Below are 22,329 nucleotides of genomic sequence, written 5' to 3' on the forward strand. Positions count from 1 at the left end.
CTTAAAGACCGCCGTACTTGTCTTCGCGAATGATCCGCGGCGTGATCTCGCGCGGCTCGATGCTGACCGGCTGGTAGATGACGCGTTTCTGCTCGGCGTCGTAACGCATCTCGACGTGTCCCGACACCGGGAAGTCCTTGCGCATCGGATGGCCGATGAAGCCGTAGTCCGTCAGGATGCGGCGCAGGTCGTTGTGGCCGTCAAAGATGACGCCGTACATGTCGAAGGCTTCGCGCTCAAACCAGTTCGCCGAGCTCCACACGTCGGTGACCGAGGCCACGCAGGGGAAGTCGTCGTCCGTGGCGAACACCTTCAGGCGCAGGCGCCAGTTCTTTGACACCGACAGCAGGTGGCTGACGATGGCATAGCGCTGGCCTTCGTAGCCGCCGTTGCCGAAGTCGCTGTAGTCGACACCGCAGAGGTCGATCAACTGCTCGAGCTTCAGCTCGGGGTGATCGCGCAGCGTTGTCGCGACTTCGAGGTAGTCGGCCGCGCGCACGGTCAGTGTCAGTTCGCCCAGGGCGTTCTTCAGCTCGACGACGCGCTCGCCGAGGACGGCACCAACTTGCTGGGCCAGGGTTTCGAGATTCAGGCTCATACCTTGGCGCTCAGCGGGCAATGGTGTTTTCGCGGCGGATCTTGGCCTGCAACTGCAGGATGCCGTACAGCAGCGCCTCGGCCGTCGGCGGGCAGCCGGGCACATAGACATCCACCGGCACGATGCGGTCGCAGCCGCGCACGACGGAGTAGCTGTAGTGGTAGTAGCCGCCGCCGTTGGCACAGGAGCCCATCGAGAGCACCCAGCGCGGCTCGGCCATCTGGTCGTAGACCTTGCGCAAGGCCGGCGCCATCTTGTTGCACAGCGTGCCGGCCACGATCATCAGGTCGGACTGACGCGGACTCGGGCGGAACAGCATGCCGAAGCGGTCAATGTCGTAGCGCGCGGCACCCGCGTGCATCATCTCGACTGCGCAGCAGGCCAAGCCGAATGTCATCGGCCAGAGCGAGCCGGTCTTGGACCAGTTGATGAGCTTGTCGACCGACGTGGTGACAAAGCCCTCTTTCAAGACGCCTTCAATACCCATTTGGAATTCCCAGCTTGTGTCGGCGGACGTTTATTCCCAGTCGAGGGCGCCTTTTTTCCACTCGTAGGCGAAGCCGACGACCAGAATGCCGAGGAAGATCATCATCGCCCAGAAGCCCGTCGCACCGATCTCCCTGAGCGCTACGGCCCAAGGGAACAGGAAGGCAATTTCCAGGTCGAAAAGAATGAACAGAATGGCGACGAGGTAGTAGCGCACATCGAATTTCATGCGCGCGTCTTCAAAGGCCTCAAAGCCGCATTCGTAGGGGGAGTTCTTGGCCGCATCGGGCCGATTGGGGCCGAGCAGCGCGCCGAGCAACTGGGGTGCAATCCCGACCACTGCGCCGACCAAAATGAAGAGGATGACGGGCAGGTATTGATCGAGATTCATCTGGGCTTTCTCGGGTCGACTAACGTCTTCGTCAACGTGGTCCGCATACGCGAGCCACAAAAGCAAACGGGCGCGTCACCAGCAAAACAAAAGTCTCGCTCGCGGATCGCGCCCGCCTTGAACCTAGCTTCAATCAACCCAGCTTGAGACTGGGTGACCTTGGCGACAGGCCGCTATGGCTGACTCCCGCATCAGTGCCGCGGGAATCCTAGCCGATGTTCTGGTGCCGTCGGCGAGACTCGAACTCGCACAGCTTTCGCCACTACCCCCTCAAGATAGCGTGTCTACCAATTTCACCACGACGGCAGGTATTCAAATATGCCTGGCAGCTAGCGAGGGTTTGCTTGCCAGACAGCCTCGCATTCTATACCGAAAGTGACAGCCTTCCAGGCAAAGAGACGAGGGTTTTAGTCGGGATTCAGTTCGCTGCGCCGGAGGCTGCAACCGAGGCCGGCACGGCCGGAGCGACGATGGCGCCAGGGATGGCTGCAGCACCGGAAGCTGCCGGTGCCGGCGCGGTGATCGGCGCGCGGTCCAGTGCGCTGTCGTTGCCCGACGTGGCCGTGCGGCCGTTCGACAGGAAAGCCAGGCCCAGCGTGCAACCGAAGAACAGCGTCGCGGCAACGGCCGTGGTGCGCGACAGGAAGTTGGCGCTGCCGGTGGCGCCAAACAGGCTGCCCGACGCACCGCTGCCGAAGGACGCGCCCATGTCGGCGCCCTTGCCATGCTGCACCAGCACCAAACCGATGATCGCCAGAGCCGAGAGCAGCTGAACGATCAACACCAGATTTGCAAAGAACTGCATTCCAAACACTCCATCAAAACTCGATGGCGCGCGCCGCTATTGGCACGCGCCGGGATAACTCAGTGGGCCGCGGCCCGGCAGATGGCGGCGAAATCTGCCACCTTCAACGACGCGCCACCAATCAGGCCGCCGTCGATGTCTGCTTGAGAGAACAACTCGGCCGCGTTGTCGGCCTTGACGCTGCCGCCGTAGAGGATGCGCATGACGCCGGAACGGTCCGTCGCCGCATGCAGCTGGGCACGCAGCACGGCGTGCACGGCTTGCGCCTCGGCGGGCGATGCAGTCAGGCCGGTGCCAATGGCCCAGACGGGCTCGTAGGCGACCACCATCTCGCCGCAGCAGTGGCCCAGCGTGTGGATGACCGCGGCGAGCTGGCGCTTGACGACGGCCTCGGTCTGGCCGGCCTCGCGCTCGGCGCGCGTTTCGCCGACGCAGACGATGGGCGTCACGCCGTGAGCCAGCGCGGCCTTGGCCTTGTCGGCGACGAGCTGATCGCTCTCCGCGTGATAGGCCCGGCGCTCCGAATGACCCACGATGGCGTAGCGGCAGCCGACATCGGCCAGCATCGCGCTCGACACCTCACCGGTGTAGGCGCCCTGCTCGTGCGAGGAGCAATCCTGCGCGCCATAGGCAATGGCGTTGCCGGTCAGCGCAAGCGCTGTCTCGGCGATGTAGACGGATGGCACGCAGACGGCGACGTCGGCGTTCCAGGGTCCGGCTTCCTTGAGGCCGGCGAGCAGTTGAGCATTGGCAGCGCGGCTGCCATGCATCTTCCAATTGCCCACGACGAGTTTTCTTCTCATCTCAGCTCCATCACCAGTTCAGCACGATCTTGCCGATGTGCTGGTTCGATTCCATCAACGCATGCGCCTCGGCCGCCTGGGCAGCAGGCAGCTCGCGGTAAACGACCGGCTTGATGCGACCGGCTTCGATCAGCGGCCAGACCTTGTCGCGCAGCGAGCGCGCAAGGCCCGCCTTGAATGCCGCCGTCCGCGGGCGCAGCGTCGAGCCCGTAATCGTCAGGCGCTTGCGCAGCACGAGGCCGGCATCGATCTCCGACTTCACGCCACCCTGCACCGCGATCAGCGCCAGACGACCATCCTCTGCCAGCGCTTGCACGCCCCGGCCGATGTAGTCGCCAGCCACCATGTCCAGAATCACGTCGACACCGCGGTCATCCGTGGCGACCTTTGCTTCGGTAACGAAATCCTGTTCACGGTAATTGATCGCGACATCGGCGCCCAAGGCCTTGCAGGCTTCGGCCTTGTCGGCGGAACCCACCGTCACCAGCACGCGGGCGCCGAACGCCTTGGCCATCTGGATGGCCGTGACGCCGATGCCGCTGCTGCCACCATGGATCAACAGCGTCTCGCCAGCTTGCAGGCCGACGCGGTCGAACACATTGGCCCAGACGGTGAAGCAGGTCTCGGGCAGGCTCGCGGCTTGCGCCAACGTCCAGCCCGCAGGTACCGGCAGGCATTGGCCAACCGGCGCCGTGCACAGCTCGGCATAGCCGCCGCCGTTGACCAGCGCGCAGACCTTGTCGCCGACCGCGAAGCCAGCCTCGGCCAGCGCCGCAGCGTCGCCCGAGACGATCTCGCCCGCTACTTCCAGGCCAGGCAGATCGCTGGCGCCGGGAGGCGGCGGGTAGGCGCCCTTGCGCTGCAGCACGTCCGGCCGGTTGATGCCGGATGCAGCAACGCGGATCACGCACTCGCCGGGCCCGGCGACCGGATCTGGTCGCGTGACCAGTTCCAGCACCTCGGGCCCGCCGGGGCGGGTGATCGCAATCGCCTGCATCGTGGCTTCGCTGCGGCTTGAGTCTTACTCTGCCGGCGCGTCAGGAGCGGCGGTCGGCGCGACAACAGGTGCCGGCGCGGGCTGCTGGTCGCGATCGATCAGCGCCTTCATCGACAGCTTGATACGACCCTTCTCGTCCGTCTCCAGCACCTTGACCTTGACGACCTGGCCTTCGCTCAGGAAGTCGGTAACCTTCTCGACACGCTGGTGGGCGATCTGGCTGATGTGCAGCAGGCCGTCCTTGCCAGGCAGCAGGTTCACGAGGGCGCCGAAGTCCAGGATCTTGACGATCGGGCCTTCGTAGACCTTGCCGATTTCGACTTCGGCGGTGATCTCGGCGATGCGCTTCTTGGCCAGCTCGGCCTTGGCGCCGTCGGTCGAGGCGATGGTGATGGTGCCGTCTTCGCCGATGTCGATGGTGGTGCCGGTCTCTTCGGTCAGCGCACGGATGGTGGCGCCGCCCTTGCCGATCACGTCACGGATCTTTTCGGGATTGATCTTCATCGTGTACAGACGCGGCGCGAAGTCGCTGACTTCGGTGTTCGCCGTGGCCATCGCGCCGACCATCACGCCCAGGATGTGCAGGCGGGCTTCCTTGGCTTGCGCCAGCGCGACCTGCATGATTTCCTTGGTGATGCCCTGGATCTTGATGTCCATCTGCAGCGCGGTGATGCCGGTCGTCGTGCCCGCCACCTTGAAGTCCATGTCGCCGAGGTGATCCTCGTCACCCAGGATGTCGGTCAGCACGGCGAAGCGGTTGCCGTCCTTGATCAGGCCCATGGCGATGCCGGCCACGTGGGCCTTCATCGGCACGCCGGCGTCCATCAGTGCCAGGCAGCCGCCGCAGACCGAAGCCATCGACGAAGAGCCGTTGGACTCGGTGATTTCCGAGACCAGGCGCACCGAGTAGGGGAAGTCTTCCTTGCTCGGCAGCGCAGCGATCAGTGCACGCTTGGCGAGGCGGCCGTGGCCGATTTCGCGGCGCTTGGGGCTGCCGACACGACCCGTCTCGCCGGTGGCGAAGGGGGGCATGTTGTAGTGCATCATGAAGCTGTCGGTGAACTCACCAGCCAGCGCGTCGATGCGCTGTGCGTCGCGGTCCGTGCCCAGCGTGGCGATGACCAGGGCCTGCGTCTCGCCACGGGTGAACAGCGCCGAGCCGTGAGTGCGCGGCAGCACGCCGTTGCGGATCTCGATGGGGCGCACGGTGCGGGTGTCGCGACCGTCGATGCGCGGCTCGCCGGCCAGGATCTGGCCGCGCACGATGCCGGCTTCGATCTCGAACAGCAGGCCTTCGACTTCGACCTTGTCGAACTCGACGCCTTCGCTCTTCAGCGCAGCGAACACGTTGGACGTGACGGTGCGGCAGGCTTGCGTGCGGGCTTGCTTGGAGCGGATCTGGTAGGCGGCCTTGAGGCCTTCTTCGGCCAGGGCCTTGACCTTGGCGATGAAGGGCTCGTTCTTGGCCGGAGCGGTCCAGTCCCAGGCCGGCTTGGCAGCGTCACGCACCAGGTCGTTGATGGCGGTGATGGCCACATTGCCCTGCTCGTGGCCGTAGACCACGGCGCCCAGCATGATTTCTTCCGACAGGCCCGAAGCTTCGGACTCGACCATCAGCACGGCGGCTTGCGTGCCGGCGACGATCAGGTCCATCTGGCTGTTCAGCAGCTCGGTCTTGCCCGGGTTCAGGATGTATTCGCCGTTGACATAGCCCACGCGCGCAGCGCCGATCGGGCCGTTGAACGGGATGCCGGAGATGGCCAGCGCGGCGGACGTGCCGATCATGGCGGCGATGTCGGCCTGGACTTCAGGGTTCAGGCTCAGCACGTGGATGACGACCTGGACTTCGTTGAAGAAGCCTTCCGGGAACAGCGGGCGGATCGGGCGGTCGATCAGGCGGCTGGTCAGCGTTTCCAGCTCGCTCGGGCGGCCTTCACGCTTGAAGAAGCTGCCGGGGATCTTGCCGGCGGCATACGTCTTCTCGAGGTAGTCGACAGTCAGCGGGAAGAAGTCCTGGCCGGCCTTGGCTTCGGTCTTGGCGACGACGGTGGCCAGCACCACGGTGCCTTCGATGCTCACCACTACGGCACCGGTGGACTGACGGGCGATTTCGCCGGTCTCGAGCACCACTTGGTGGTTGCCCCACTGGAAGCTCTTGGTGACCTTGTTGAACAAACTCATGCTCATCTCCTGGTTGTGTCAGGCGCCGTCTTCACACGAAGAAAGCACCAGGGGAACCGGGAACGATGCTGGGTTTGGCGTGATGCCATTCCAGCGCGGCTCGACGAGCGAGCAGCCTTGGAATGACACATCGGCGCCACGGCAGCTTGGTTCCACGGCAAAAGACAAAGAGCCTGACCTGGACTTGATGGACCAGACAGGCTCCTTGCGGATTCGGGTGGCTTACTTGCGCAGGCCGAGCTTGGCGATCAGCGCGGTGTAACGGCTGGAATCGATGCGCTTCAGGTAGGACAGCAGGCTCTTGCGGGTGTTGACCATCTTCAGCAGGCCGCGGCGACCGTGGTGATCCTTGGCGTGCAGCTTGAAGTGGGGGGTCAGCTCGTTGATGCGAGCGGTCAGCAGAGCCACTTGGACTTCGGGCGAACCGGTGTCATTGGCGCTGCGGCCGTTGGCCTTGACGATTTCGGCCTTGTTCAGATCGGCGACGGACATATTCGTTCCTGGTGTTTCGGAAGTCCGGCCGGGCGGGCGCTCAGCGCTGCCGCAGACGGTTTCCATGGGTTGACTTGCGGACACGGGGGAAACCGCCCCGAGCCGTGCTAGTGACGCCCAACTTTCGTTGAACGTTTGTTCTGCTTGCGCAAAACCTACGGATTCTAGCCCAAAGCGGATGGAGTCCCAATCCACTGCAGGCCTAGCGGGCGGAAATGCGGCCTGCACGCAGGGGTTTCAAGGGCTGAAAGCGCCCTGCCCTGCAAATGCGTGACATCTCTGCATCGGCGCGAAGAAGGCTCTTGAAGCGCTCTCGCGCCGCCCTATCTCTCGGTCATCGGGTGCTGCTCCCGACCCTTCGAAGCAGCGTCAACCGCCACGGAGTTTCACCATGTTCTATCTGACCCACCCCCGCCATGTTGCCCGCGTCCTGCGCCAGTTCGACGCCGATATCGACGCTGCCCGCACCCCTGCGCTCGACGTCAGCGAGGACGACAAGGGCTACCACGTCACCGTGGACATGCCCGGCGTCGCCAAGGAAGCCGTCAAGGTGCGCGTTGAAGGCCGCCGCGTGCAGGTCGAGACCGTCACCGAAGAGGCTGCCGCACCGACCGACGGCTCCCGCGTGCTCTACCGTGAGCGCCGCGCCGCCCGCTACGCCCGCAGCTTCTCGCTGCCGGTGGAGATCGACCAGGGCCAATCGCAAGCCCGCTTCGAGAACGGCGTGCTGACGCTGAGCCTGGTCAAGCGCGTTGCCGAGAACGGCGGCGAGCTGACGGTCAACTAAGCGGCGCCAAGCTCCCAGCGCGGGCGGACTTCAAAGCCGCCATCGCGCCGGGGTTCGGCTGAGCCGCGCTGCACCCGCAGCGCGGCGGCCATGGCGATCATGGCGCCGTTGTCGGTGCACAGTGACAGCTCGGGGTAGTGCACACGCACGCCCCGCTTGGCGCAAACAGCGTTCAATTGCTCACGCAGCTTGGCGTTGGCTCCCACGCCACCGGCAACGACGAGGCGCTTCAGCCCCGTCTCCTTCAGCGCCAGCAGCGACTTCTTCACCAGCACCTCGACGATGGCGGCCTGCGTCGCCGCAGCGAGGTCGGCCTTCGTCTGCTCGCAAGGCGAATCACCGATCTTCTTCACCTGCGTCAGCACCGCCGTCTTCAGGCCGGCAAAGCTGAAATCCGGCTTGCCGCTGTGCAGCAGCGGGCGCGGCAGCGTGAAGGCCTCGGGGTTGCCGAACTCGGCCATGCGCGCCAGGTGCGGGCCACCGGGGTAAGGCAGACCCAGCAGCTTGGCGCTCTTGTCGAAAGCTTCGCCGGCGGCATCGTCGATGGTTTCGCCCAGCATCTCGTAGCTGCCCACGTCGTCCACACGCATCAATTGCGTATGGCCGCCGCTGACGAGCAGCGCAACGAACGGGAACTCCGGCGGATCGACCGACAGGAAGGGCGACAGCAAGTGCCCCTCAAGGTGATGGATGGGCAGCGCCGGCACATCCAGCGCGGCGGCCAGCGATACAGCCACGCCGGCACCCACGAGCAACGCACCCGCAAGGCCAGGGCCCTGCGTGTACGCAATCAGGTCGACGTCCTGCAGCGCCAGGCCGGCTTGCGACAACACCTCGCGCGTCAGCGGCAGCACACGGCGCACGTGGTCACGCGACGCCAGCTCGGGCACCACGCCGCCGTAGGCCTGGTGCATCGTGATCTGGCTGTGCAGCGCCTGCGCCACGAGCCGCGGCGGCGCATCGCCATCAACCTCGACCAGCGCCACCCCGGTCTCGTCGCAGGACGACTCGAACCCGAGGATGCGCTGGACCGAACTCATTTGCCTTCCTTGGCGTGGTTGATCGAGTACTTGGGGATCTCGACCGTCACGTCCTGTTGGCGCAGCAGCGCCTGGCAGGACAGGCGCGAGTCGGGCTCCAACCCCCAGGCGCGGTCCAGCATGTCTTCTTCGTCCTCTTCCATCTCGCTCAGCGAACGGCCGCCCTGGCGCACGATGACGTGGCAGGTCGTGCAGGCGCAGACCTGGTCGCAGGCGTGCTCGATGTGGATGTCGTTGGCCAGCAGCGCTTCGCAGATCGACGTGCCGGGCTGCGCAGTCACCGTCGTGCCCTGCGGGCAGTACTCGGCGTGCGGGAGGATGGTGATGATGGGCATGTGGTGAGACTCAGAGGGCCGAGACGTTGCGGCCGGTCAGCGCGCGGGCGATAGAGCGGTTCATGCGCTCGGCGGCAAAGCCTTCGGTCGCCTCGGCGAGTGCCTTGACGGCGTCGTCGATGGCGTCGGCATCACCGTCCATCGTGGCCAGGGCTTTCAACCGGGCTTCCAGCGCGTCGCGCTCGGACTCGGGCAGCAAGTCGCCGTCGGCGGCCAACGCACTGCGCGTTGCCAGGATCATGCGCTCGGCCTCGACCTTGGCCTCGCGCAGCTTGCGCGCGGCCATGTCGCCCTCGGCGCTGTTGAAGCCGTCCTTCAGCATGTTGGCAACCTCGTCGTCGCCCAGGCCGTAGCTCGGTTTGACCGTGATGGCCGTCTGCACGCCCGAGGTCAGCTCCTCGGCAGAGACGTTCAGCAGACCGTCGGCATCGACCTGGAAGCTGACGCGGATGCGCGCCGCACCGGCCACCATCGGCGGGATGCCGCGCAGCTCGAAGCGCGCGAGCGAGCGGCATTCGCTGACGAGTTCGCGCTCGCCTTGCACGACGTGGATTGCCAGCGCGGTCTGGCCGTCCTTGAAGGTCGTGAAGTCCTGCGCCTTGGCGACGGGGATGGTCGAGTTGCGCTCGATGACGCGCTCGGTCAGGCCACCCATGGTCTCCAGACCGAGGGATAGCGGGATCACGTCGAGCAGCAGGATCTCGCCGTCAGCCGCATTACCAGCGAGCTGGTTGGCCTGGATGGCGGCACCCAGCGCGACGACTTCGTCGGGGTTCAGGTTGGTCAGCACCTCGCGGCCGAACAGTTCGCTCACTGCACGGCGCACGATGGGCATGCGCGTGGAGCCGCCGACCATGACGGTGCCGGCCACGTCGACCGCCTTGACCTTGGCGTCGCGCAGCACGCGCTTCACGGACGACAGCGTCTTGGCGATCAGCGGCTGGGCGAGTTCTTCGAATTGGGCGCGGCTAACGGTCACGCGCAGCTCGCCGGCGTCCAGTGCAGCGACCAGCTCCGTCGACGGGGTGTCAGACAGCGCTTCCTTGGCCGCACGCGCGGCGACGAGGACGGCACGCTTGTCGTGGGCCGATTCGATGGCGCGACCCGCGAGCGCCCAGTCCGCCAGCACACGGTCGAAGTCGTCACCGCCCAGGGCCGCGTCGCCGCCCGTCGCAACGACCTCGAAGACGCCACGCGTCAGGCGCAGCAGCGAGATGTCGAAAGTGCCGCCGCCCAGATCGTAGACGGCGTAAAGGCCCTCGCTGGCGTTGTCCAGGCCGTAGGCGATGGCTGCGGCGGTGGGCTCATTGATGAGGCGGAGCACCTTCAGGCCGGCCAGCTCGGCGGCGTCCTTGGTGGCCTGGCGCTGGGCGTCGTCGAAGTAGGCGGGCACCGTGATGACGGCACCGAACAGGTCATCGACAAAGCTGTCTTCGGCGCGGAAGCGCAGCGTCGCGAGGATCTCTGCGGACACCTCGACGGGGCTCTTCACGCCGTCGCGCGTGGCGATGGCCAGCATGCCGGGGCGGTCTTCGAACTGATACGGCAGATGCTCACGGTTGGCCACGTCGGCCAGGCTGCGGCCCATGAAGCGTTTGACCGAGACGACCGTGTTCTCCGGATCTTCAGCCTGAGCCGCGAGCGCGTCGGCGCCGATCTGGCGACGGCCCTCGGGCAGGTAGCGCACGGCGGACGGCAGGATCACGCGGCCTTGCTCGTCGGGCAGGCACTCGGCCACACCGTGACGCACGGCGGCAACGAGGGAGTGCGTCGTGCCAAGGTCGATGCCGACGGCGATGCGGCGCTGGTGCGGGTCCGGCGAGGCGCCGGGTTCGGAAATCTGGAGGAGAGCCATGGGTCAGGCGTCGAGCGCGGCAAGGCGCTGGTCGATATCGGCACGGAAGCGCTGGATGAACATCAGCGCGCGCACCTGGGATGCGGCGGCGGGGGCGTCGCGGGTGTCGTCGAGCAGGCGCTGCACCTGGGCCAGCGCGGCGGTCTCGGCTTGGGTCGCGTCGTCGTCGAGCGATTGGAGCGCGGCCTCACCGTCAGCGTCGTCGAGGGCCTCCCGCCATTCCATCTGCTGCATCAGGAAGGCAGCGGGCATCTGCGTGTTGTTCTCGGCCTGCACGGGCGCACCGCGCAGCTCGCAGAGGTAGGCGGCGCGCTTGAGCGGATCCTTCAAGCGCTGGTAGGCCTCGTTCACACGCATGGCCCACTGCATGGCCACGCGCTGGGCGGCGGCGCCTTCCGCGGCGAAGCGGTCGGGGTGGACTTCGGCCTGCAGCGCCTTCCAGCGCGCATCGATGTCGACGCGCGCTTGAGCCTGCTGTTCAGGCAGACCAAAGAGCTGGAAGTCGTTGTCGGTCAGGCGCATGGCAAGGTGAAAAAGCAAAAAGCGCGGCCAGTGCCGCGCTCAGCAAGAACTTCGGGTCGGTCAGACACGGAACGACTCGCCGCAACCGCACTTGTCCTTCTCGCGCGGGTTGCGGAACTTGAAGCCTTCGTTGAGGCCTTCGCGGACGAAGTCGAGTTCGGTGCCGTCGAGGTAGGGCAGGCTCTTGGGGTCGATGAGGATCTTGACCTCATGGCCTTCGAAGATCACGTCCTCGGGCGCCACGTCGTCGGCGTACTCGAGCTTGTAGGCCAGGCCCGAGCAGCCGGTCGTCTTCACGCCCAGGCGCACGCCCACACCCTTGCCGCGCTTGGCGATGTAGCGCTTCACGTGGCGAGCCGCGGCTTCGGTCAGCGTGACGGACATGTCAGTTCGGCACAGCGGCGTGCTTGGCGCGGTAGTCGTCCACCGCAGCCTTGATGGCGTCTTCGGCCAGGATGGAGCAGTGAATCTTGACCGGCGGCAGGGCCAGCTCTTCGGCGATCTGCGTGTTCTTGATCGTCAGCGCCTCGTCCAGGCTCTTGCCCTTGACCCATTCGGTCACGAGGGAGCTGGAAGCAATGGCGGAGCCGCAGCCGTAGGTCTTGAACTTGGCGTCCTCGATGAGGCCGGTCGCGGGGTTCACCTTGATCTGCAACTTCATCACGTCGCCGCAGGCCGGCGCGCCGACCATGCCGGTGCCGACGTCGTCATCCCCGTTGTCGAACTTGCCGACGTTGCGGGGGTTCTCGTAGTGGTCAACGACCTTTTCGCTGTATGCCATGTTGTTCTCCTGAGTCGACGATCAATGGGCGATCAGTGGGCGGCCCACTGGATGGTCGAAATGTCGATGCCGTCCTTGTACATGTCCCAAAGCGGGGACAGTTCGCGCAGCTTGGCCACGCGGTCGGTCAGCACGCTGATCGCGTAGTCGATTTCTTCTTCGGTCGTGAAGCGGCCAATGGTCATGCGCAGCGAGCTGTGCGCCAGCTCGTCGCTGCGACCCAGCGCGCGCAGCACATAGCTGGGCTCCAGGCTGGCCGACGTGCAAGCCGAGCCCGACGACACCGCCAGACCCTTCACGCCCATGATCAGCGACTCGCCCTCAACGTAGTTGAACGAGATGTTCAGGTTGTGCGGCACGCGGGCCGTGAGGTCGCCGTTGATGAAGGTCTGCTCGATGCCCGAGAGACCCTGGATCAGCTTGTGGTGCAGCGCGCGGATGCGCTCGTTCTCGGCGCCCATCTCTTCGCGGGCGATGCGGAAGGCCTCGCCCATGCCGACGATCTGGTGCACGGGCAGCGTGCCCGAACGCATGCCGCGCTCGTGGCCACCGCCATGCATCTGCGCCTCAAGGCGGATGCGCGGCTTGCGGCGCACGTAGAGCGCGCCGATGCCCTTGGGGCCGTAGCTCTTGTGCGAGGCCAGGCTCAGCAGGTCGATGGGCAGCTTGGCGAGGTCGATCTCGACCTTGCCGGTGGCCTGGGCGCCGTCGACGTGGAAGATGACGCCACGCTCGCGGCACAGGTTGCCCAGCGCGACGACGTCTTGGATGACGCCGATCTCGTTATTCACGAACATGACCGAGGCCAGGATGGTGTCCGGGCGCAGCGCGGCCTTGAAGGCTTCCAGGTCGACGAGGCCGTTCTCCAGCACGTCGAGGTAGGTCACGTCGAAGCCTTGGCGCTCCAGCTCACGCATCGTGTCGAGCACAGCCTTGTGCTCGGTCTTCACGGTGATCAGGTGCTTGCCGCGGGTCTTGTAGAACTGCGCGGCGCCCTTCAGCGCGAGGTTGTTGGACTCGGTGGCGCCGGAGGTCCAGACGATCTCGCGCGGATCGGCGCCGATCAACTCGGCGACTTGCACGCGCGCTTTCTCGACCGCCTCTTCCGCTTCCCAGCCCCAGGCGTGGCTGCGCGATGCCGGGTTGCCGAAATGCTCGCGCAACCAGGGAATCATCGCGTCCACCACGCGGGGGTCGCACGGCGTCGTCGCGCCGTAGTCGAGGTAGATCGGGAAGTGCGGGGTCATGTCCATGGAACGACTTCTTTTGAGTTCTTCTTACTTGCTGAACGCGCCACCCAGGGCGAAGACCGAGTTCGGCGCCGTCACGCGGATGGGCTTGAGCACGGGCTGGCTGGAGATGGCGCGCTTGACCGGCGCCGCCTCGACCTCGAAGCCCTTGGCCAGCTGCTCATCGGCAAGCTTGCGCAGGGATACGGAGTCGAGGTACTCGATCATCTTGGCGTTCAGATTGGTCCAGAGTTCATGGGTGATGCAGCGACCGCTGTCCTCACCCATGCAGTTTTCCTTGCCGCCACAGCCGGTGGCGTCCAGCGCCTCGTCCACGGCGACGATGATGTCGGCGACAGTGATGTCCTCGGCCTTGCGGCCCAGCGAGTAACCGCCGCCCGGGCCGCGGGTGCTTTCCACCAGTTCATGGCGGCGCAGCTTGCCGAAGAGCTGCTCCAGGTAGGAGAGCGAAATCTGCTGCCGTTGGCTGATCGCCGCCAGGGCGACGGGGCCCGTATTCTCGCGCAGCGCCAAGTCCAACATCGCGGTGACTGCAAACCGGCCTTTGGTAGTGAGACGCATAAAAACTCCTTTGCGAGATGCAACGACCAGGATTTGTCCTGGACAAATGATTCGGGGTTAACCCGGGACGCCCGGACAATAGCCGAGCGAATCATTTCCGATGATTTTACTCGACTACTCGGCCACTTCCCATGTCGGCCAGGTATCCCTAGGTTTCGGCGGGGTTTTGCTGCGCCGCAGCAGCTTCAGCGTGGCGAACCCGGTTTGCGAGCGCTGTCCAAGGGAATGATGTTGTCGTGTACGCGGGCGCCGAAGGCTTGCTCGCGCAATTGCGCCAGTTGGTCGCGCATGCGAGCGGCCTGTTCGAACTCCAGGTTGCGCGCGTGCTCCAGCATCTGCTTTTCCAGCTGGGCAATACGTTTGGCCAGATCCTTCTCTGACAAGTCCTCAACCTTGGCCGCCGCCAGCAATTTGGCGTCGTCACGGCCCGACGCTGCGGAGTAAACGCCGTCGATCAAGTCCTTGATGCGCTTTTGCACGCTGCGCGGCGTGATGCCGTTTTCCTCGTTGAAGGCAATCTGCTTGGCGCGGCGGCGCTCGGTCTCGCCGATGGCCTTCTTCATCGACTCGGTGATGCGGTCTCCGTAGAGGATGGCCTTGCCGTTCAGGTTGCGCGCCGCCCGGCCGATGGTCTGGATCAGGCTGCGCTCGGCACGCAGGAAGCCTTCCTTGTCGGCGTCCAGGATGGCCACGAGCGACACCTCGGGGATGTCCAGGCCTTCACGCAGCAGGTTGATGCCCACCAGCACGTCGAACGCACCCAGGCGCAGGTCGCGCAGGATCTCGACGCGCTCCACGGTGTCCACGTCGGAGTGCAGGTAGCGCACCTTGACGCCGTTGTCGCTCAAGTAGTCGGTCAACTGCTCGGCCATGCGCTTGGTCAGCGTCGTGATCAGCACGCGCTCCTGCACCTCGACGCGCAGGCGGATCTCCTGCAGCACGTCGTCCACCTGGTGCGTCGCGGGCCGCACCTCGACGAGCGGGTCCACCAGCCCCGTCGGCCGCACGACCTGCTCGACCACCTGGCCGGAGTTGTCCTTCTCGTACTGGGCCGGCGTGGCCGACACAAAGATCGCCTGGCGCATCTTGCGTTCGAACTCGGCGAACTTAAGCGGCCGGTTGTCCAGCGCCGACGGCAGCCGGAAGCCGTACTCCACCAGCGTCGTCTTGCGCGCCCGGTCACCGTTGTACATGCCGCCAAACTGGCCGATCAGCACGTGGCTCTCGTCCAGGAACATGAGAGCGTCCTTGGGCAGGTAGTCCACCAGCGTCGGCGGCGGGTCGCCCGGCTCGGCGCCGGAAAGATGGCGCGTGTAGTTCTCGATGCCCTTGCAGTGGCCCACCTCCTGCAGCATCTCCAGGTCAAAGCGGGTGCGCTGCTCAACGCGCTGCGCCTCGACAAGCTTGCCCTCCTTGATGAAGAAGGCGACGCGGTCGCGCAGCTCCTGCTTGATGGCATCCGTCGCCGCCAGCACGCGGTCACGCGGCGTCACGTAATGGCTGCTCGGGTAGACGGTGAAGCGCGGGATCTTCTGGCGGATCTGCCCCGTGAGCGGGTCGAACAGCGACAGCCCTTCGATCTCGTCGTCGAACAGCTCGATGCGGATGGCCAGCTCCGAGTGTTCGGCCGGGAACACGTCGATGGTGTCGCCCCGCACGCGGAAGTGGCCGCGCGTGAACTCCATCTCGTTGCGCGTGTACTGCATGCGGATCAGGTGGGCGATGACGTCACGCTGGCCCATCTTGTCGCCCACGCGCAGCGTCATCACCATCTGGTGGTAGTCGCTCGGGTTGCCGATGCCGTAGATGGCCGACACCGACGCCACGATGATGACGTCGCGCCGCTCCAGCAGGCTTTTGGTGCAGGACAGGCGCAGCTGCTCGATGTGCTCGTTGATCGCGCTGTCCTTCTCGATGAACAGGTCGCGCTGGGGCACATAGGCCTCGGGCTGGTAGTAGTCGTAGTAGCTGACGAAGTACTCGACCGCGTTGTTCGGAAAGAAGTCCCGGAACTCGCTGTACAGCTGCGCGGCCAGCGTCTTGTTGGGCGCAAAGATGATGGCCGGGCGGCCCAGCCGGGCGATGACATTGGCCATCGTGAAGGTCTTGCCCGAGCCCGTCACGCCCAGCAGCGTCTGGTAGCTGAGGCCGTCGTTGATGCCTTCGATCAGTTGGGCAATGGCCACCGGTTGGTCCCCCGCCGGCGGGAAAGGCTGGAACAGCTCGAACGGCGAGCCTTCGAAGCTGACGAATTCGCCCTTGCGTTCCTCCGAGTCACTTTCTGGACCGGGCATGACGTTCAAGGCTTCTTGCATGGGGAATTCCCTGGGTTCACGGGCAAAATTGCTGCGCTGCGAAACCAGGCAGGTTAGCGCAGACCCTGATTCTTCAAGCCTCCCCTACTGCCAACGTCCTTTCAGGAATCTCCTCATGTCTCTCTTCGCCGACGTCACCCTTGCCCCTCGCGACCCCATCCTCGGCCTGAACGAGCAGTTCAATGCCGATACCCGCCCCGGCAAGGTCAACCTCGGCGTCGGCGTCTATTACGACGAAGCCGGCAAACTGCCGCTGCTGAAGTGCGTTCGCGAGGCTGAGGCCGCCATGGCCGCCGCCCCCAAGCCGCGCGGCTATCTGCCCATTGACGGCATCGCCGCCTATGACAAGGCCGTGCAGAAGCTCGTCTTCGGCAGCGAATTGAAGAACGTCGCCACCGTGCAGGCCCTGGGCGGCACCGGCGCACTCAAGATCGGCGCCGACTTCCTCAAGCAGCTCAACCCCGCCTCCAAGGTGCTGATTTCCGACCCAAGCTGGGAGAACCACCGCGCGCTGTTCACGCAGGCCGGCTTCACCGTCGAGACCTACCCCTACTACGACGCCGAGCGCAAAGGCATCAACTTCGACGGCATGCTGGCCGCGCTGAACGCCGCCCCGGCCGGCACCGTCGTCGTGCTGCACGCCTGCTGCCACAACCCGACCGGCTATGACATCACCGCCGCGCAGTGGACGCAGGTCGTCGCCGCCGTCAAGGCCAAGGGCCTGACGCCCTTCCTCGACATGGCCTACCAGGGCTTCGGCTTCGGCCTGAAGGAAGACGGCGAAGCGGTGCGCCAGTTCATGGCGGCCGGCGTCGGCTTCTTCGTGTCCACCAGCTTCTCCAAGAGCTTCTCGCTGTACGGCGAGCGCTGCGGCGCGCTGAGCGTGGTGTGCAGCAGCGACGAGGAGGCCGTTCGTGTGCTGTCGCAGCTGAAGATCATGATCCGCACCAACTACTCCAACCCGCCGACGCACGGCGCCCAGGTGGTGGCCCAGGTGCTGGCTGACGACACCCTGCGTGCGCTGTGGGAGGAGGAACTGGCCGGCATGCGCGTGCGCATCAAGGCCATGCGCGGCGCCCTCGTGGCCGCGTTGAAGACCGCCGGCGTGACCCAGGATCTCTCCTTCGTCACCGAGCAGCTCGGCATGTTCAGCTACTCCGGCCTGAACGCCGCCCAGATGCAGCGCCTGCGCAGCGAGTTTGGCGTCTACGGCGTGGATTCGGGCCGCATTTGCGTGGCCGCACTGAACGAGGGCAATCTGCCGGTCGTTGCCGGTGCAATGGCCGCCGTGATGCGCGCTTGATGGGGCGTTAGGCACCAGCCAAGTGCGACGGATTGGCGGTTTGACCGCCAATCCCATGTTGCAGCGCACAACCGCGAAAGCGTTTTCTGGCACCATCGCGGCATTCCCGGCCCCTAGTTCAAGGTTTTGCCATGCTGTATCAGCTCTTCGAAACCCAGCGCGCGCTGCTGAGTCCCTTCTCGGAATTCGCCGCGGCATCGGCCAAGCTCTACAGCCACCCGCTGTCGCCGTTCGCGCACGGCCCCATGGCCCAGCGCGTGTCCGCCGGCCTGGACTTGATGCACCGCCTGGCCAAGGACTACGAGAAGCCCGAGTTCGACATCAAGTCGGTCGAGGTCGATGGCGTCGATGTCGCCGTGCAGGAGTTGGTGGCGCTCGAAAAGCCCTTCTGCCGCCTGCTGCGCTTCAAGCGCTACACGGATGACCTCAAGGTGCTGGGCCAAATGAAGGACCAGCCGACCGTTCTGGTCGTGGCGCCCTTGTCCGGCCACCACAGCACGCTGCTGCGCGAAACCGTCAAGCAGTTGCTGAAGACGCACAAGGTCTACATCACCGACTGGACCGACGCCCGCATGGTGCCGCTCGAAGTTGGCGCGTTCCACCTGGACGACTACATCAAGTACGTGCAGGAGTTCATCCGCCACGTCGGCGGCGCGGACAGCCATGTCATCTCGGTCTGCCAGCCCACCGTGCCCGTGCTGGCCGCCATCTCGCTGATGGCCAGCGCCGGCGAGCCCACGCCGCGCAGCATGACCATGATGGGCGGCCCCATCGACGCCCGCAAGAGCCCGACGGCCGTCAACAACCTGGCCATGAACCGCAGCTACAGCTGGTTCGAGAACAACGTCATCTACCGCGTGCCGACCAATTTCCCCGGCGCCGGCCGCGCGGTCTACCCCGGCTTCCTGCAGCACACCGGCTTCGTCGCGATGAACCCGGACCGCCACCTGTCCTCGCATTACGACTACTTCCTGGACCTGGTGCGCGGCGACGATGACAGCGCTGAATTCCACCGCAAGTTCTACGACGAATACAACGCCGTGCTCGACATGCCGGCCGAGTACTACCTCGACACCATCAAGACGGTCTTCCAGGACTTCGCCCTCGTCAACGGCACCTGGGAAGTCGACGGCCAGCTGGTGCGCCCGCAGGACATCACGACGACGGCGCTGCTGACCGTCGAAGGCGAGCTGGACGACATCTCCGGCGCCGGCCAGACCAAGGCCGCCCACGACATCTGCTCGGGCGTGCCCAAGGCCCACCAGTTCCACTACGACGCCATTGGCGCCGGCCACTACGGCATTTTCTCGGGCCGCCGCTGGCGCGACAACGTCTACCCCGAGGTGTGCAACTTCATCGCCAAGTACGAGGCTGCGCCGTTGAAGAAGACCACCAAAGCCACGCCGGCCAAGGCTGCAGCGCCCGCGCCTCGCTCACGCCGAAAGGCTTGAACGTCAGCGTGACCCTCGCCGAGCTGATTGACGCTGCACTGCCCCAGACCCAGTGCACCCGCTGCGGCTATCCGGATTGCCGCAGCTACGCCGAGGCCATCGCCGCCGCTGAGGCCGACGTCAACCAGTGCCCGCCCGGCGGTGCCGAAGGCGTAGCCAGGCTCGCGGCGATCACCGGCCGCGCCGCTCAGCCGCTGAACCCCGTCAACGGCGTCGAGGCCACGCGCGGCGTTGCCGTCATCGACGAGGCCTGGTGCATCGGCTGCACGCTGTGCATCAAGGCCTGCCCTGCGGACTGCATCGTCGGGGCACCCAAGGCCATGCACATCGTCGTTGCGGCGCAGTGCACCGGCTGCGAACTCTGCGTGCCGGCCTGCCCGGTGGACTGCATCTCCATGCCCGAGGTGACGGCCACCACCGGCTGGGCCGCTTGGAGCCAGCCCCAGGCCGACGAGGCCCGCGAGCGCTACGCCTTCCGCCAGTTCCGTCGCCACCGCGAGGCCGAGGAGAACGAGGCCCGTCTGATCGCCAAGGCCGAAGCGAAGCTGGCTGACCTGCCCGCCGCGTCGTTGATCACCGACCCTGCCCAGCTCGACCGCAAACGCGCCGTCATCGAAGCCGCGCTCGCCCGGGCACGCGCCAAGCGGGGTTGACTGGCGCCCTGACAATGCCGGCATGAACGGTGCCCAAGTCGAACGCTTTTTCGCCACGCTGAAGGCCGCCAATCCGGCGCCGCAGACCGAGCTGGAATTCGCCAGCGTCTTCGAGCTGCTGACGGCCGTGTTGTTGTCGGCCCAGGCCACCGATGTCGGCGTCAACAAGGCCACCAAGCGGCTCTTCGCTGTCGCCAACACGCCGGCACAGATCCTGGCGCTGGGCACCGAGGGGCTGGAGAACCACATCAAGACCATCGGCCTGTACCGCAGCAAGGCCAAACACCTGCTGCAGACCTGCCAGATCCTCATCAGCCAGCACGGCGGCGAGGTGCCGCGCTCGCGCGAGGCGCTCGAAGCCCTGCCGGGCGTGGGGCGCAAGACGGCCAACGTCGTCCTCAACGTTGCCTTCGGCGAGCCGACCATGGCCGTTGACACACACATCTTCCGCGTCAGCAACCGCACCGGCCTGGCGCCCGGCAAGACGCCGCTGGCGGTGGAGCTGGGCCTGCTGGACCGCGTGCCGACGGATTACCTCGTCGACGCCCACCACTGGCTCATCCTGCACGGCCGCTACGTCTGCCAGGCGCGCAAGCCCTTGTGCAACGTTTGCGCCGTCATCCAGGAGTGCGACACCGGACGTCTCTTAAAATCGGCCTCCGCCTGATCCCGAGCCCCTGCAATGGCCAGCCTGACCGACCTGACCGACCGCGTTGAGCGCCTGCTCGTGCGACACGACGAAATCCTGCGTACCAATCTGCTGCTGCAGGTGCAGCTCACCTCCATCACCCAGGAGCGCGACAGCCTGCGCTCGCGGCTGAACGCGGCGCGTGCCCGCGTCGACGCCCTGCTGGAGCGACTGCCGGCCGAGACGCCCAAGGAGGAGCGGCCATGAAGCAGATGGAAGTGACCATCATGGGCCAGAGCTACCTGCTCGGCTGCCCCGAAGGCGGCGAGGCCGCGCTGACCGCCGCCGTGGCCCAGGTGGACCGCGAGATGAGCGCCATCCGCGACGCCGGCAAGGTCAAGGCACGTGAACGCATCGCCGTGCTGGCCGCGCTGAACCTGGCCTACCAGCTTGCCGAGGCGCCGCGCGAGACGCCCCGCGCAGCGCCCGTGTCAACGCCGGAGCTGGATGCCCTCGTCAAGCGCCTGGATGAAGCGCTGGAACACGACGGGCAGTTGCTCTGAAGACTTAGAATCCACCTCGTCCATCGCTTTCCCCGGGGCTTTATTTCCTTCATCCGATGCTCTATGAGCAAGGGCTTGGAAAATTTCGGACGGGCGTGATCGTCTCGCGTCAGATGAACCCGAAGTCCGGCTGACCTCGCCCACCTGATTACCCCTGGGTGTTCAGGATCTCGGCCCCCAGGATTGCGGTGGACACCCCCTCTCCTCTCTCGCCCGTTGGGTAGCATCGGCCGATGAACTACTGGCTGATGAAGTCCGAGCCCGACGAGGCCTCCATCCTCGATCTGCAGCGCGCCGGCACCCTGCCCTGGACCGGTGTCCGCAACTACCAGGCGCGCAACTTCATGCGCGACGACATGCGGCTCGGCGACGGCGTGCTGTTCTATCACTCGTCCTGCCCCGAGCCCGGCATCGCCGGCCTCGCCGAAGTCAGCAGCGCCGCCTACCCGGACGCGACGCAGTTCGATGCGGCCAGCCACTACTTCGATGCCAAGTCCAAGCCCGAGGCGCCGCGCTGGGTACATGTCGACGTGCGCTGGCGCGAGACGACGCGACTGCTGAGCCTGAAGGAGCTGCGCGAGGCGCCCGAGCTGGCGTCCATGCGCGTGCTGGAGCGCGGCAGCCGGCTGTCGATCACGCCGGTCTCGCCGGCCGAGTGGCAGGCCGTGCTCAAGCGGCTGCATCAGGCATGACCGCCGGCCTCATCGTGGAGCTGCTGGCCCTGGGCCTGGCAGCGGGCTTCCTCGCGGGCCTGCTCGGCATCGGCGGCGGCATGCTGATGGTGCCCATCCTGACCTTCATCCTCAGCCAGCGCGGCGTCGAAGCCGGCCTGGCCGTCAAGATGGCCATCGCAACCTCGATGGCGACCATCATGTTCACGTCGCTGTCCAGCGTGCGCGCCCACCACAAGCGCGGCGCGGTGCGCTGGGATCTCGTCAAGGGCCTGGCCCCCGGCATCCTGATCGGCGGCCTGCTCGCCGGCGCCGGCCTGTTCGCCCTGCTCAAGGGTGCCTGGCTGGCCCTGGTGTTCGCGGCCTTCGTCAGCTTCTCGGGCTGGCAGATGCTGCGCAACAAGCGCCCCGCGCCCAGCCGCCAGATGCCGGGTGCGGCCGGCCAGCTCGGCGCTGGCGCCGGCATCGGCCTGCTGTCTGGCCTGGTGGGTGCCGGTGGCGGCTTTGTCAGCGTGCCCTTCATGGTCTGGTGCAACGTGCCGGTGCACCTGGCCGTGGCGACGAGTGCGGCCCTGGGCTTCCCGATCGCTGTCGCCAACACGGCGGGTTATGTCATTGGTGGTTGGGGGCTGACGCCCGCCCTGCCGGGCACGTTCGGCTATCTCTACCTGCCGGCGCTGGCGGTGATTGCCGCGGCCAGCGTGACGATGGCGCCGCTGGGTGCCCGTGCGGCCCATGCGATGGATGTGGCCCAGCTGAAGAAGGTCTTCTCGACCCTGCTTTTCGCGCTGGCGGCCTACATGCTCTGGAAGGGTTTGGCCCAGTTGTAGGCGGCCATGGCTGGCGGCCGCCGTTAAGCTC

General features: G+C 65.9%; 26 protein-coding genes and 1 tRNA gene. 9 read left to right on the top strand and 18 right to left on the bottom strand.

Going from position 1 to position 22,329, the window contains the following annotated elements:
• Position 1 precedes the first annotated feature (1 nt).
• From AC07V5_RS25995 to rpsO, 9 genes are all read right to left on the bottom strand, one after another.
• Positions 2–598 carry an NADH-quinone oxidoreductase subunit C gene (locus AC07V5_RS25995; RefSeq protein WP_495118524.1) on the bottom strand — a complete coding sequence of 199 codons (597 nt, stop codon included), beginning with the start codon at positions 596–598 and terminating at the stop codon, positions 2–4.
• Positions 599–608: 10 nt separating this feature from the next.
• Entirely contained in the window at positions 609–1,085 is a 477-nt protein-coding gene (locus AC07V5_RS26000; RefSeq protein ID WP_046113908.1) for a NuoB/complex I 20 kDa subunit family protein, read from the bottom strand.
• A 30-nt stretch (positions 1,086–1,115) separates the two neighbouring features.
• On the bottom strand, positions 1,116–1,475 hold the full coding sequence (locus tag AC07V5_RS26005) for an NADH-quinone oxidoreductase subunit A (RefSeq protein WP_495118525.1): 360 nt from the start codon (positions 1,473–1,475) through the stop codon (positions 1,116–1,118).
• A 221-nt stretch (positions 1,476–1,696) separates the two neighbouring features.
• Positions 1,697–1,781: transfer RNA gene (locus AC07V5_RS26010), tRNA-Leu, on the bottom strand.
• A 112-nt stretch (positions 1,782–1,893) separates the two neighbouring features.
• A complete protein-coding gene (gene secG / locus AC07V5_RS26015) occupies positions 1,894–2,280 on the bottom strand; it encodes a preprotein translocase subunit SecG (RefSeq protein ID WP_495118526.1) in 387 nt (128 codons plus the stop codon).
• Positions 2,281–2,339: 59 nt separating this feature from the next.
• The gene (gene tpiA, locus AC07V5_RS26020) at positions 2,340–3,083 is read right to left on the bottom strand and encodes a triose-phosphate isomerase (protein WP_495118527.1); all 744 of its coding nucleotides are present in this window, start codon (positions 3,081–3,083) and stop codon (positions 2,340–2,342) included.
• A 10-nt stretch (positions 3,084–3,093) separates the two neighbouring features.
• Positions 3,094–4,080, bottom strand: coding sequence for an NAD(P)H-quinone oxidoreductase (locus tag AC07V5_RS26025; RefSeq protein ID WP_495118528.1), 987 nt, complete (start codon positions 4,078–4,080; stop codon positions 3,094–3,096).
• Positions 4,081–4,104: 24 nt separating this feature from the next.
• A complete protein-coding gene (gene pnp, locus AC07V5_RS26030) occupies positions 4,105–6,261 on the bottom strand; it encodes a polyribonucleotide nucleotidyltransferase (protein ID WP_495118529.1) in 2,157 nt (718 codons plus the stop codon).
• A 222-nt stretch (positions 6,262–6,483) separates the two neighbouring features.
• Positions 6,484–6,753 (bottom strand): 30S ribosomal protein S15, encoded by a 270-nt coding sequence (rpsO, locus tag AC07V5_RS26035; protein ID WP_056271446.1) that lies wholly within the window; start codon positions 6,751–6,753, stop codon positions 6,484–6,486.
• Positions 6,754–7,144: 391 nt separating this feature from the next.
• Between rpsO and AC07V5_RS26040 the strand changes: the two genes are divergently transcribed.
• Complete coding sequence (locus tag AC07V5_RS26040; protein WP_495118530.1) at positions 7,145–7,540, top strand: Hsp20/alpha crystallin family protein; 396 nt, start codon at positions 7,145–7,147, stop codon at positions 7,538–7,540.
• On the opposite strand, the gene tsaD is transcribed toward AC07V5_RS26040, so the two are convergent.
• From tsaD to uvrB, 9 genes are all read right to left on the bottom strand, one after another.
• Positions 7,537–8,580: a tRNA (adenosine(37)-N6)-threonylcarbamoyltransferase complex transferase subunit TsaD gene (gene tsaD, locus AC07V5_RS26045; RefSeq protein WP_495118531.1), complete on the bottom strand. Its 1,044-nt coding sequence runs from the start codon at positions 8,578–8,580 to the stop codon at positions 7,537–7,539. The two genes, AC07V5_RS26040 and tsaD, sit on opposite strands and share 4 nt — an antisense overlap.
• On the bottom strand, positions 8,577–8,915 hold the full coding sequence (fdx, locus tag AC07V5_RS26050; protein WP_495118532.1) for an ISC system 2Fe-2S type ferredoxin: 339 nt from the start codon (positions 8,913–8,915) through the stop codon (positions 8,577–8,579). Before fdx ends, tsaD begins: the two co-directional genes overlap by 4 nt.
• A gap of 10 nt (positions 8,916–8,925) precedes the next feature.
• Complete coding sequence (gene hscA / locus AC07V5_RS26055) at positions 8,926–10,770, bottom strand: Fe-S protein assembly chaperone HscA (protein WP_495118533.1); 1,845 nt, start codon at positions 10,768–10,770, stop codon at positions 8,926–8,928.
• A gap of 3 nt (positions 10,771–10,773) precedes the next feature.
• Positions 10,774–11,292 (bottom strand): Fe-S protein assembly co-chaperone HscB, encoded by a 519-nt coding sequence (gene hscB / locus AC07V5_RS26060; RefSeq protein WP_495118534.1) that lies wholly within the window; start codon positions 11,290–11,292, stop codon positions 10,774–10,776.
• A gap of 60 nt (positions 11,293–11,352) precedes the next feature.
• Positions 11,353–11,676 carry an iron-sulfur cluster assembly protein IscA gene (gene iscA / locus AC07V5_RS26065; RefSeq protein ID WP_422015086.1) on the bottom strand — a complete coding sequence of 108 codons (324 nt, stop codon included), beginning with the start codon at positions 11,674–11,676 and terminating at the stop codon, positions 11,353–11,355.
• Between the two features lies 1 nt (position 11,677).
• Entirely contained in the window at positions 11,678–12,073 is a 396-nt protein-coding gene (gene iscU / locus AC07V5_RS26070) for a Fe-S cluster assembly scaffold IscU (RefSeq protein WP_495118535.1), read from the bottom strand.
• Positions 12,074–12,105: 32 nt separating this feature from the next.
• Entirely contained in the window at positions 12,106–13,326 is a 1,221-nt protein-coding gene (locus AC07V5_RS26075; RefSeq protein ID WP_495118536.1) for an IscS subfamily cysteine desulfurase, read from the bottom strand.
• Positions 13,327–13,350: 24 nt separating this feature from the next.
• Positions 13,351–13,884 (bottom strand): Fe-S cluster assembly transcriptional regulator IscR, encoded by a 534-nt coding sequence (gene iscR, locus AC07V5_RS26080; RefSeq protein WP_025563988.1) that lies wholly within the window; start codon positions 13,882–13,884, stop codon positions 13,351–13,353.
• 185 nt (positions 13,885–14,069) lie between these two features.
• Positions 14,070–16,199, bottom strand: a complete 2,130-nt coding sequence (gene uvrB, locus AC07V5_RS26085) for an excinuclease ABC subunit UvrB (RefSeq protein WP_495118537.1) — start codon at positions 16,197–16,199, stop codon at positions 14,070–14,072.
• 115 nt (positions 16,200–16,314) lie between these two features.
• Here uvrB and AC07V5_RS26090 point away from each other — a divergent pair, with 115 nt between their 5' ends.
• The 8 genes from AC07V5_RS26090 to AC07V5_RS26125 all read left to right on the top strand — a co-directional run bounded on the left by AC07V5_RS26090 (position 16,315) and on the right by AC07V5_RS26125 (position 22,298).
• Entirely contained in the window at positions 16,315–17,502 is a 1,188-nt protein-coding gene (locus AC07V5_RS26090) for an amino acid aminotransferase (protein WP_495118538.1), read from the top strand.
• 131 nt (positions 17,503–17,633) lie between these two features.
• A complete protein-coding gene (locus AC07V5_RS26095; protein ID WP_495118539.1) occupies positions 17,634–18,953 on the top strand; it encodes a polyhydroxyalkanoate depolymerase in 1,320 nt (439 codons plus the stop codon).
• Positions 18,954–18,961: 8 nt separating this feature from the next.
• Positions 18,962–19,606 (top strand): electron transport complex subunit RsxB, encoded by a 645-nt coding sequence (gene rsxB, locus AC07V5_RS26100; RefSeq protein WP_495118540.1) that lies wholly within the window; start codon positions 18,962–18,964, stop codon positions 19,604–19,606.
• A gap of 22 nt (positions 19,607–19,628) precedes the next feature.
• Positions 19,629–20,273, top strand: coding sequence for an endonuclease III (gene nth / locus AC07V5_RS26105; RefSeq protein WP_495118541.1), 645 nt, complete (start codon positions 19,629–19,631; stop codon positions 20,271–20,273).
• A gap of 15 nt (positions 20,274–20,288) precedes the next feature.
• The gene (locus AC07V5_RS26110; protein WP_495118542.1) at positions 20,289–20,501 is read left to right on the top strand and encodes a DUF904 domain-containing protein; all 213 of its coding nucleotides are present in this window, start codon (positions 20,289–20,291) and stop codon (positions 20,499–20,501) included.
• Positions 20,498–20,797: a cell division protein ZapA gene (locus AC07V5_RS26115; protein WP_495118543.1), complete on the top strand. Its 300-nt coding sequence runs from the start codon at positions 20,498–20,500 to the stop codon at positions 20,795–20,797. The genes AC07V5_RS26110 and AC07V5_RS26115 overlap by 4 nt, the downstream gene beginning before the upstream one ends.
• Before the next feature lie 233 nt (positions 20,798–21,030).
• Positions 21,031–21,489 carry an EVE domain-containing protein gene (locus tag AC07V5_RS26120; protein ID WP_495118544.1) on the top strand — a complete coding sequence of 153 codons (459 nt, stop codon included), beginning with the start codon at positions 21,031–21,033 and terminating at the stop codon, positions 21,487–21,489.
• Positions 21,486–22,298, top strand: coding sequence for a sulfite exporter TauE/SafE family protein (locus AC07V5_RS26125; protein ID WP_495118545.1), 813 nt, complete (start codon positions 21,486–21,488; stop codon positions 22,296–22,298). The genes AC07V5_RS26120 and AC07V5_RS26125 overlap by 4 nt, the downstream gene beginning before the upstream one ends.
• The last annotated feature ends 31 nt before the right edge of the window (positions 22,299–22,329 follow it).

The sequence above is a fragment of the Roseateles sp. GW821-FHT02E12 genome, from assembly GCF_059421665.1.

Coding starts and splice junctions, on each gene's coding strand:
- AC07V5_RS25995 (WP_495118524.1), bottom strand. CDS start 598: ATGAGCCTGAATCTCGAAACCCTGGCCCAGCAAGTTGGTGCCGTCCTC.
- AC07V5_RS26000 (WP_046113908.1), bottom strand. CDS start 1,085: ATGGGTATTGAAGGCGTCTTGAAAGAGGGCTTTGTCACCACGTCGGTC.
- AC07V5_RS26005 (WP_495118525.1), bottom strand. CDS start 1,475: ATGAATCTCGATCAATACCTGCCCGTCATCCTCTTCATTTTGGTCGGC.
- secG (WP_495118526.1), bottom strand. CDS start 2,280: ATGCAGTTCTTTGCAAATCTGGTGTTGATCGTTCAGCTGCTCTCGGCT.
- tpiA (WP_495118527.1), bottom strand. CDS start 3,083: ATGAGAAGAAAACTCGTCGTGGGCAATTGGAAGATGCATGGCAGCCGC.
- AC07V5_RS26025 (WP_495118528.1), bottom strand. CDS start 4,080: ATGCAGGCGATTGCGATCACCCGCCCCGGCGGGCCCGAGGTGCTGGAA.
- pnp (WP_495118529.1), bottom strand. CDS start 6,261: ATGAGTTTGTTCAACAAGGTCACCAAGAGCTTCCAGTGGGGCAACCAC.
- rpsO (WP_056271446.1), bottom strand. CDS start 6,753: ATGTCCGTCGCCGATCTGAACAAGGCCGAAATCGTCAAGGCCAACGGC.
- AC07V5_RS26040 (WP_495118530.1), top strand. CDS start 7,145: ATGTTCTATCTGACCCACCCCCGCCATGTTGCCCGCGTCCTGCGCCAG.
- tsaD (WP_495118531.1), bottom strand. CDS start 8,580: ATGAGTTCGGTCCAGCGCATCCTCGGGTTCGAGTCGTCCTGCGACGAG.
- fdx (WP_495118532.1), bottom strand. CDS start 8,915: ATGCCCATCATCACCATCCTCCCGCACGCCGAGTACTGCCCGCAGGGC.
- hscA (WP_495118533.1), bottom strand. CDS start 10,770: ATGGCTCTCCTCCAGATTTCCGAACCCGGCGCCTCGCCGGACCCGCAC.
- hscB (WP_495118534.1), bottom strand. CDS start 11,292: ATGCGCCTGACCGACAACGACTTCCAGCTCTTTGGTCTGCCTGAACAG.
- iscA (WP_422015086.1), bottom strand. CDS start 11,676: ATGTCCGTCACGCTGACCGAAGCCGCGGCTCGCCACGTGAAGCGCTAC.
- iscU (WP_495118535.1), bottom strand. CDS start 12,073: ATGGCATACAGCGAAAAGGTCGTTGACCACTACGAGAACCCCCGCAAC.
- AC07V5_RS26075 (WP_495118536.1), bottom strand. CDS start 13,326: ATGGACATGACCCCGCACTTCCCGATCTACCTCGACTACGGCGCGACG.
- iscR (WP_025563988.1), bottom strand. CDS start 13,884: ATGCGTCTCACTACCAAAGGCCGGTTTGCAGTCACCGCGATGTTGGAC.
- uvrB (WP_495118537.1), bottom strand. CDS start 16,199: ATGCAAGAAGCCTTGAACGTCATGCCCGGTCCAGAAAGTGACTCGGAG.
- AC07V5_RS26090 (WP_495118538.1), top strand. CDS start 16,315: ATGTCTCTCTTCGCCGACGTCACCCTTGCCCCTCGCGACCCCATCCTC.
- AC07V5_RS26095 (WP_495118539.1), top strand. CDS start 17,634: ATGCTGTATCAGCTCTTCGAAACCCAGCGCGCGCTGCTGAGTCCCTTC.
- nth (WP_495118541.1), top strand. CDS start 19,629: ATGAACGGTGCCCAAGTCGAACGCTTTTTCGCCACGCTGAAGGCCGCC.
- AC07V5_RS26110 (WP_495118542.1), top strand. CDS start 20,289: ATGGCCAGCCTGACCGACCTGACCGACCGCGTTGAGCGCCTGCTCGTG.
- AC07V5_RS26115 (WP_495118543.1), top strand. CDS start 20,498: ATGAAGCAGATGGAAGTGACCATCATGGGCCAGAGCTACCTGCTCGGC.
- AC07V5_RS26120 (WP_495118544.1), top strand. CDS start 21,031: ATGAACTACTGGCTGATGAAGTCCGAGCCCGACGAGGCCTCCATCCTC.
- AC07V5_RS26125 (WP_495118545.1), top strand. CDS start 21,486: ATGACCGCCGGCCTCATCGTGGAGCTGCTGGCCCTGGGCCTGGCAGCG.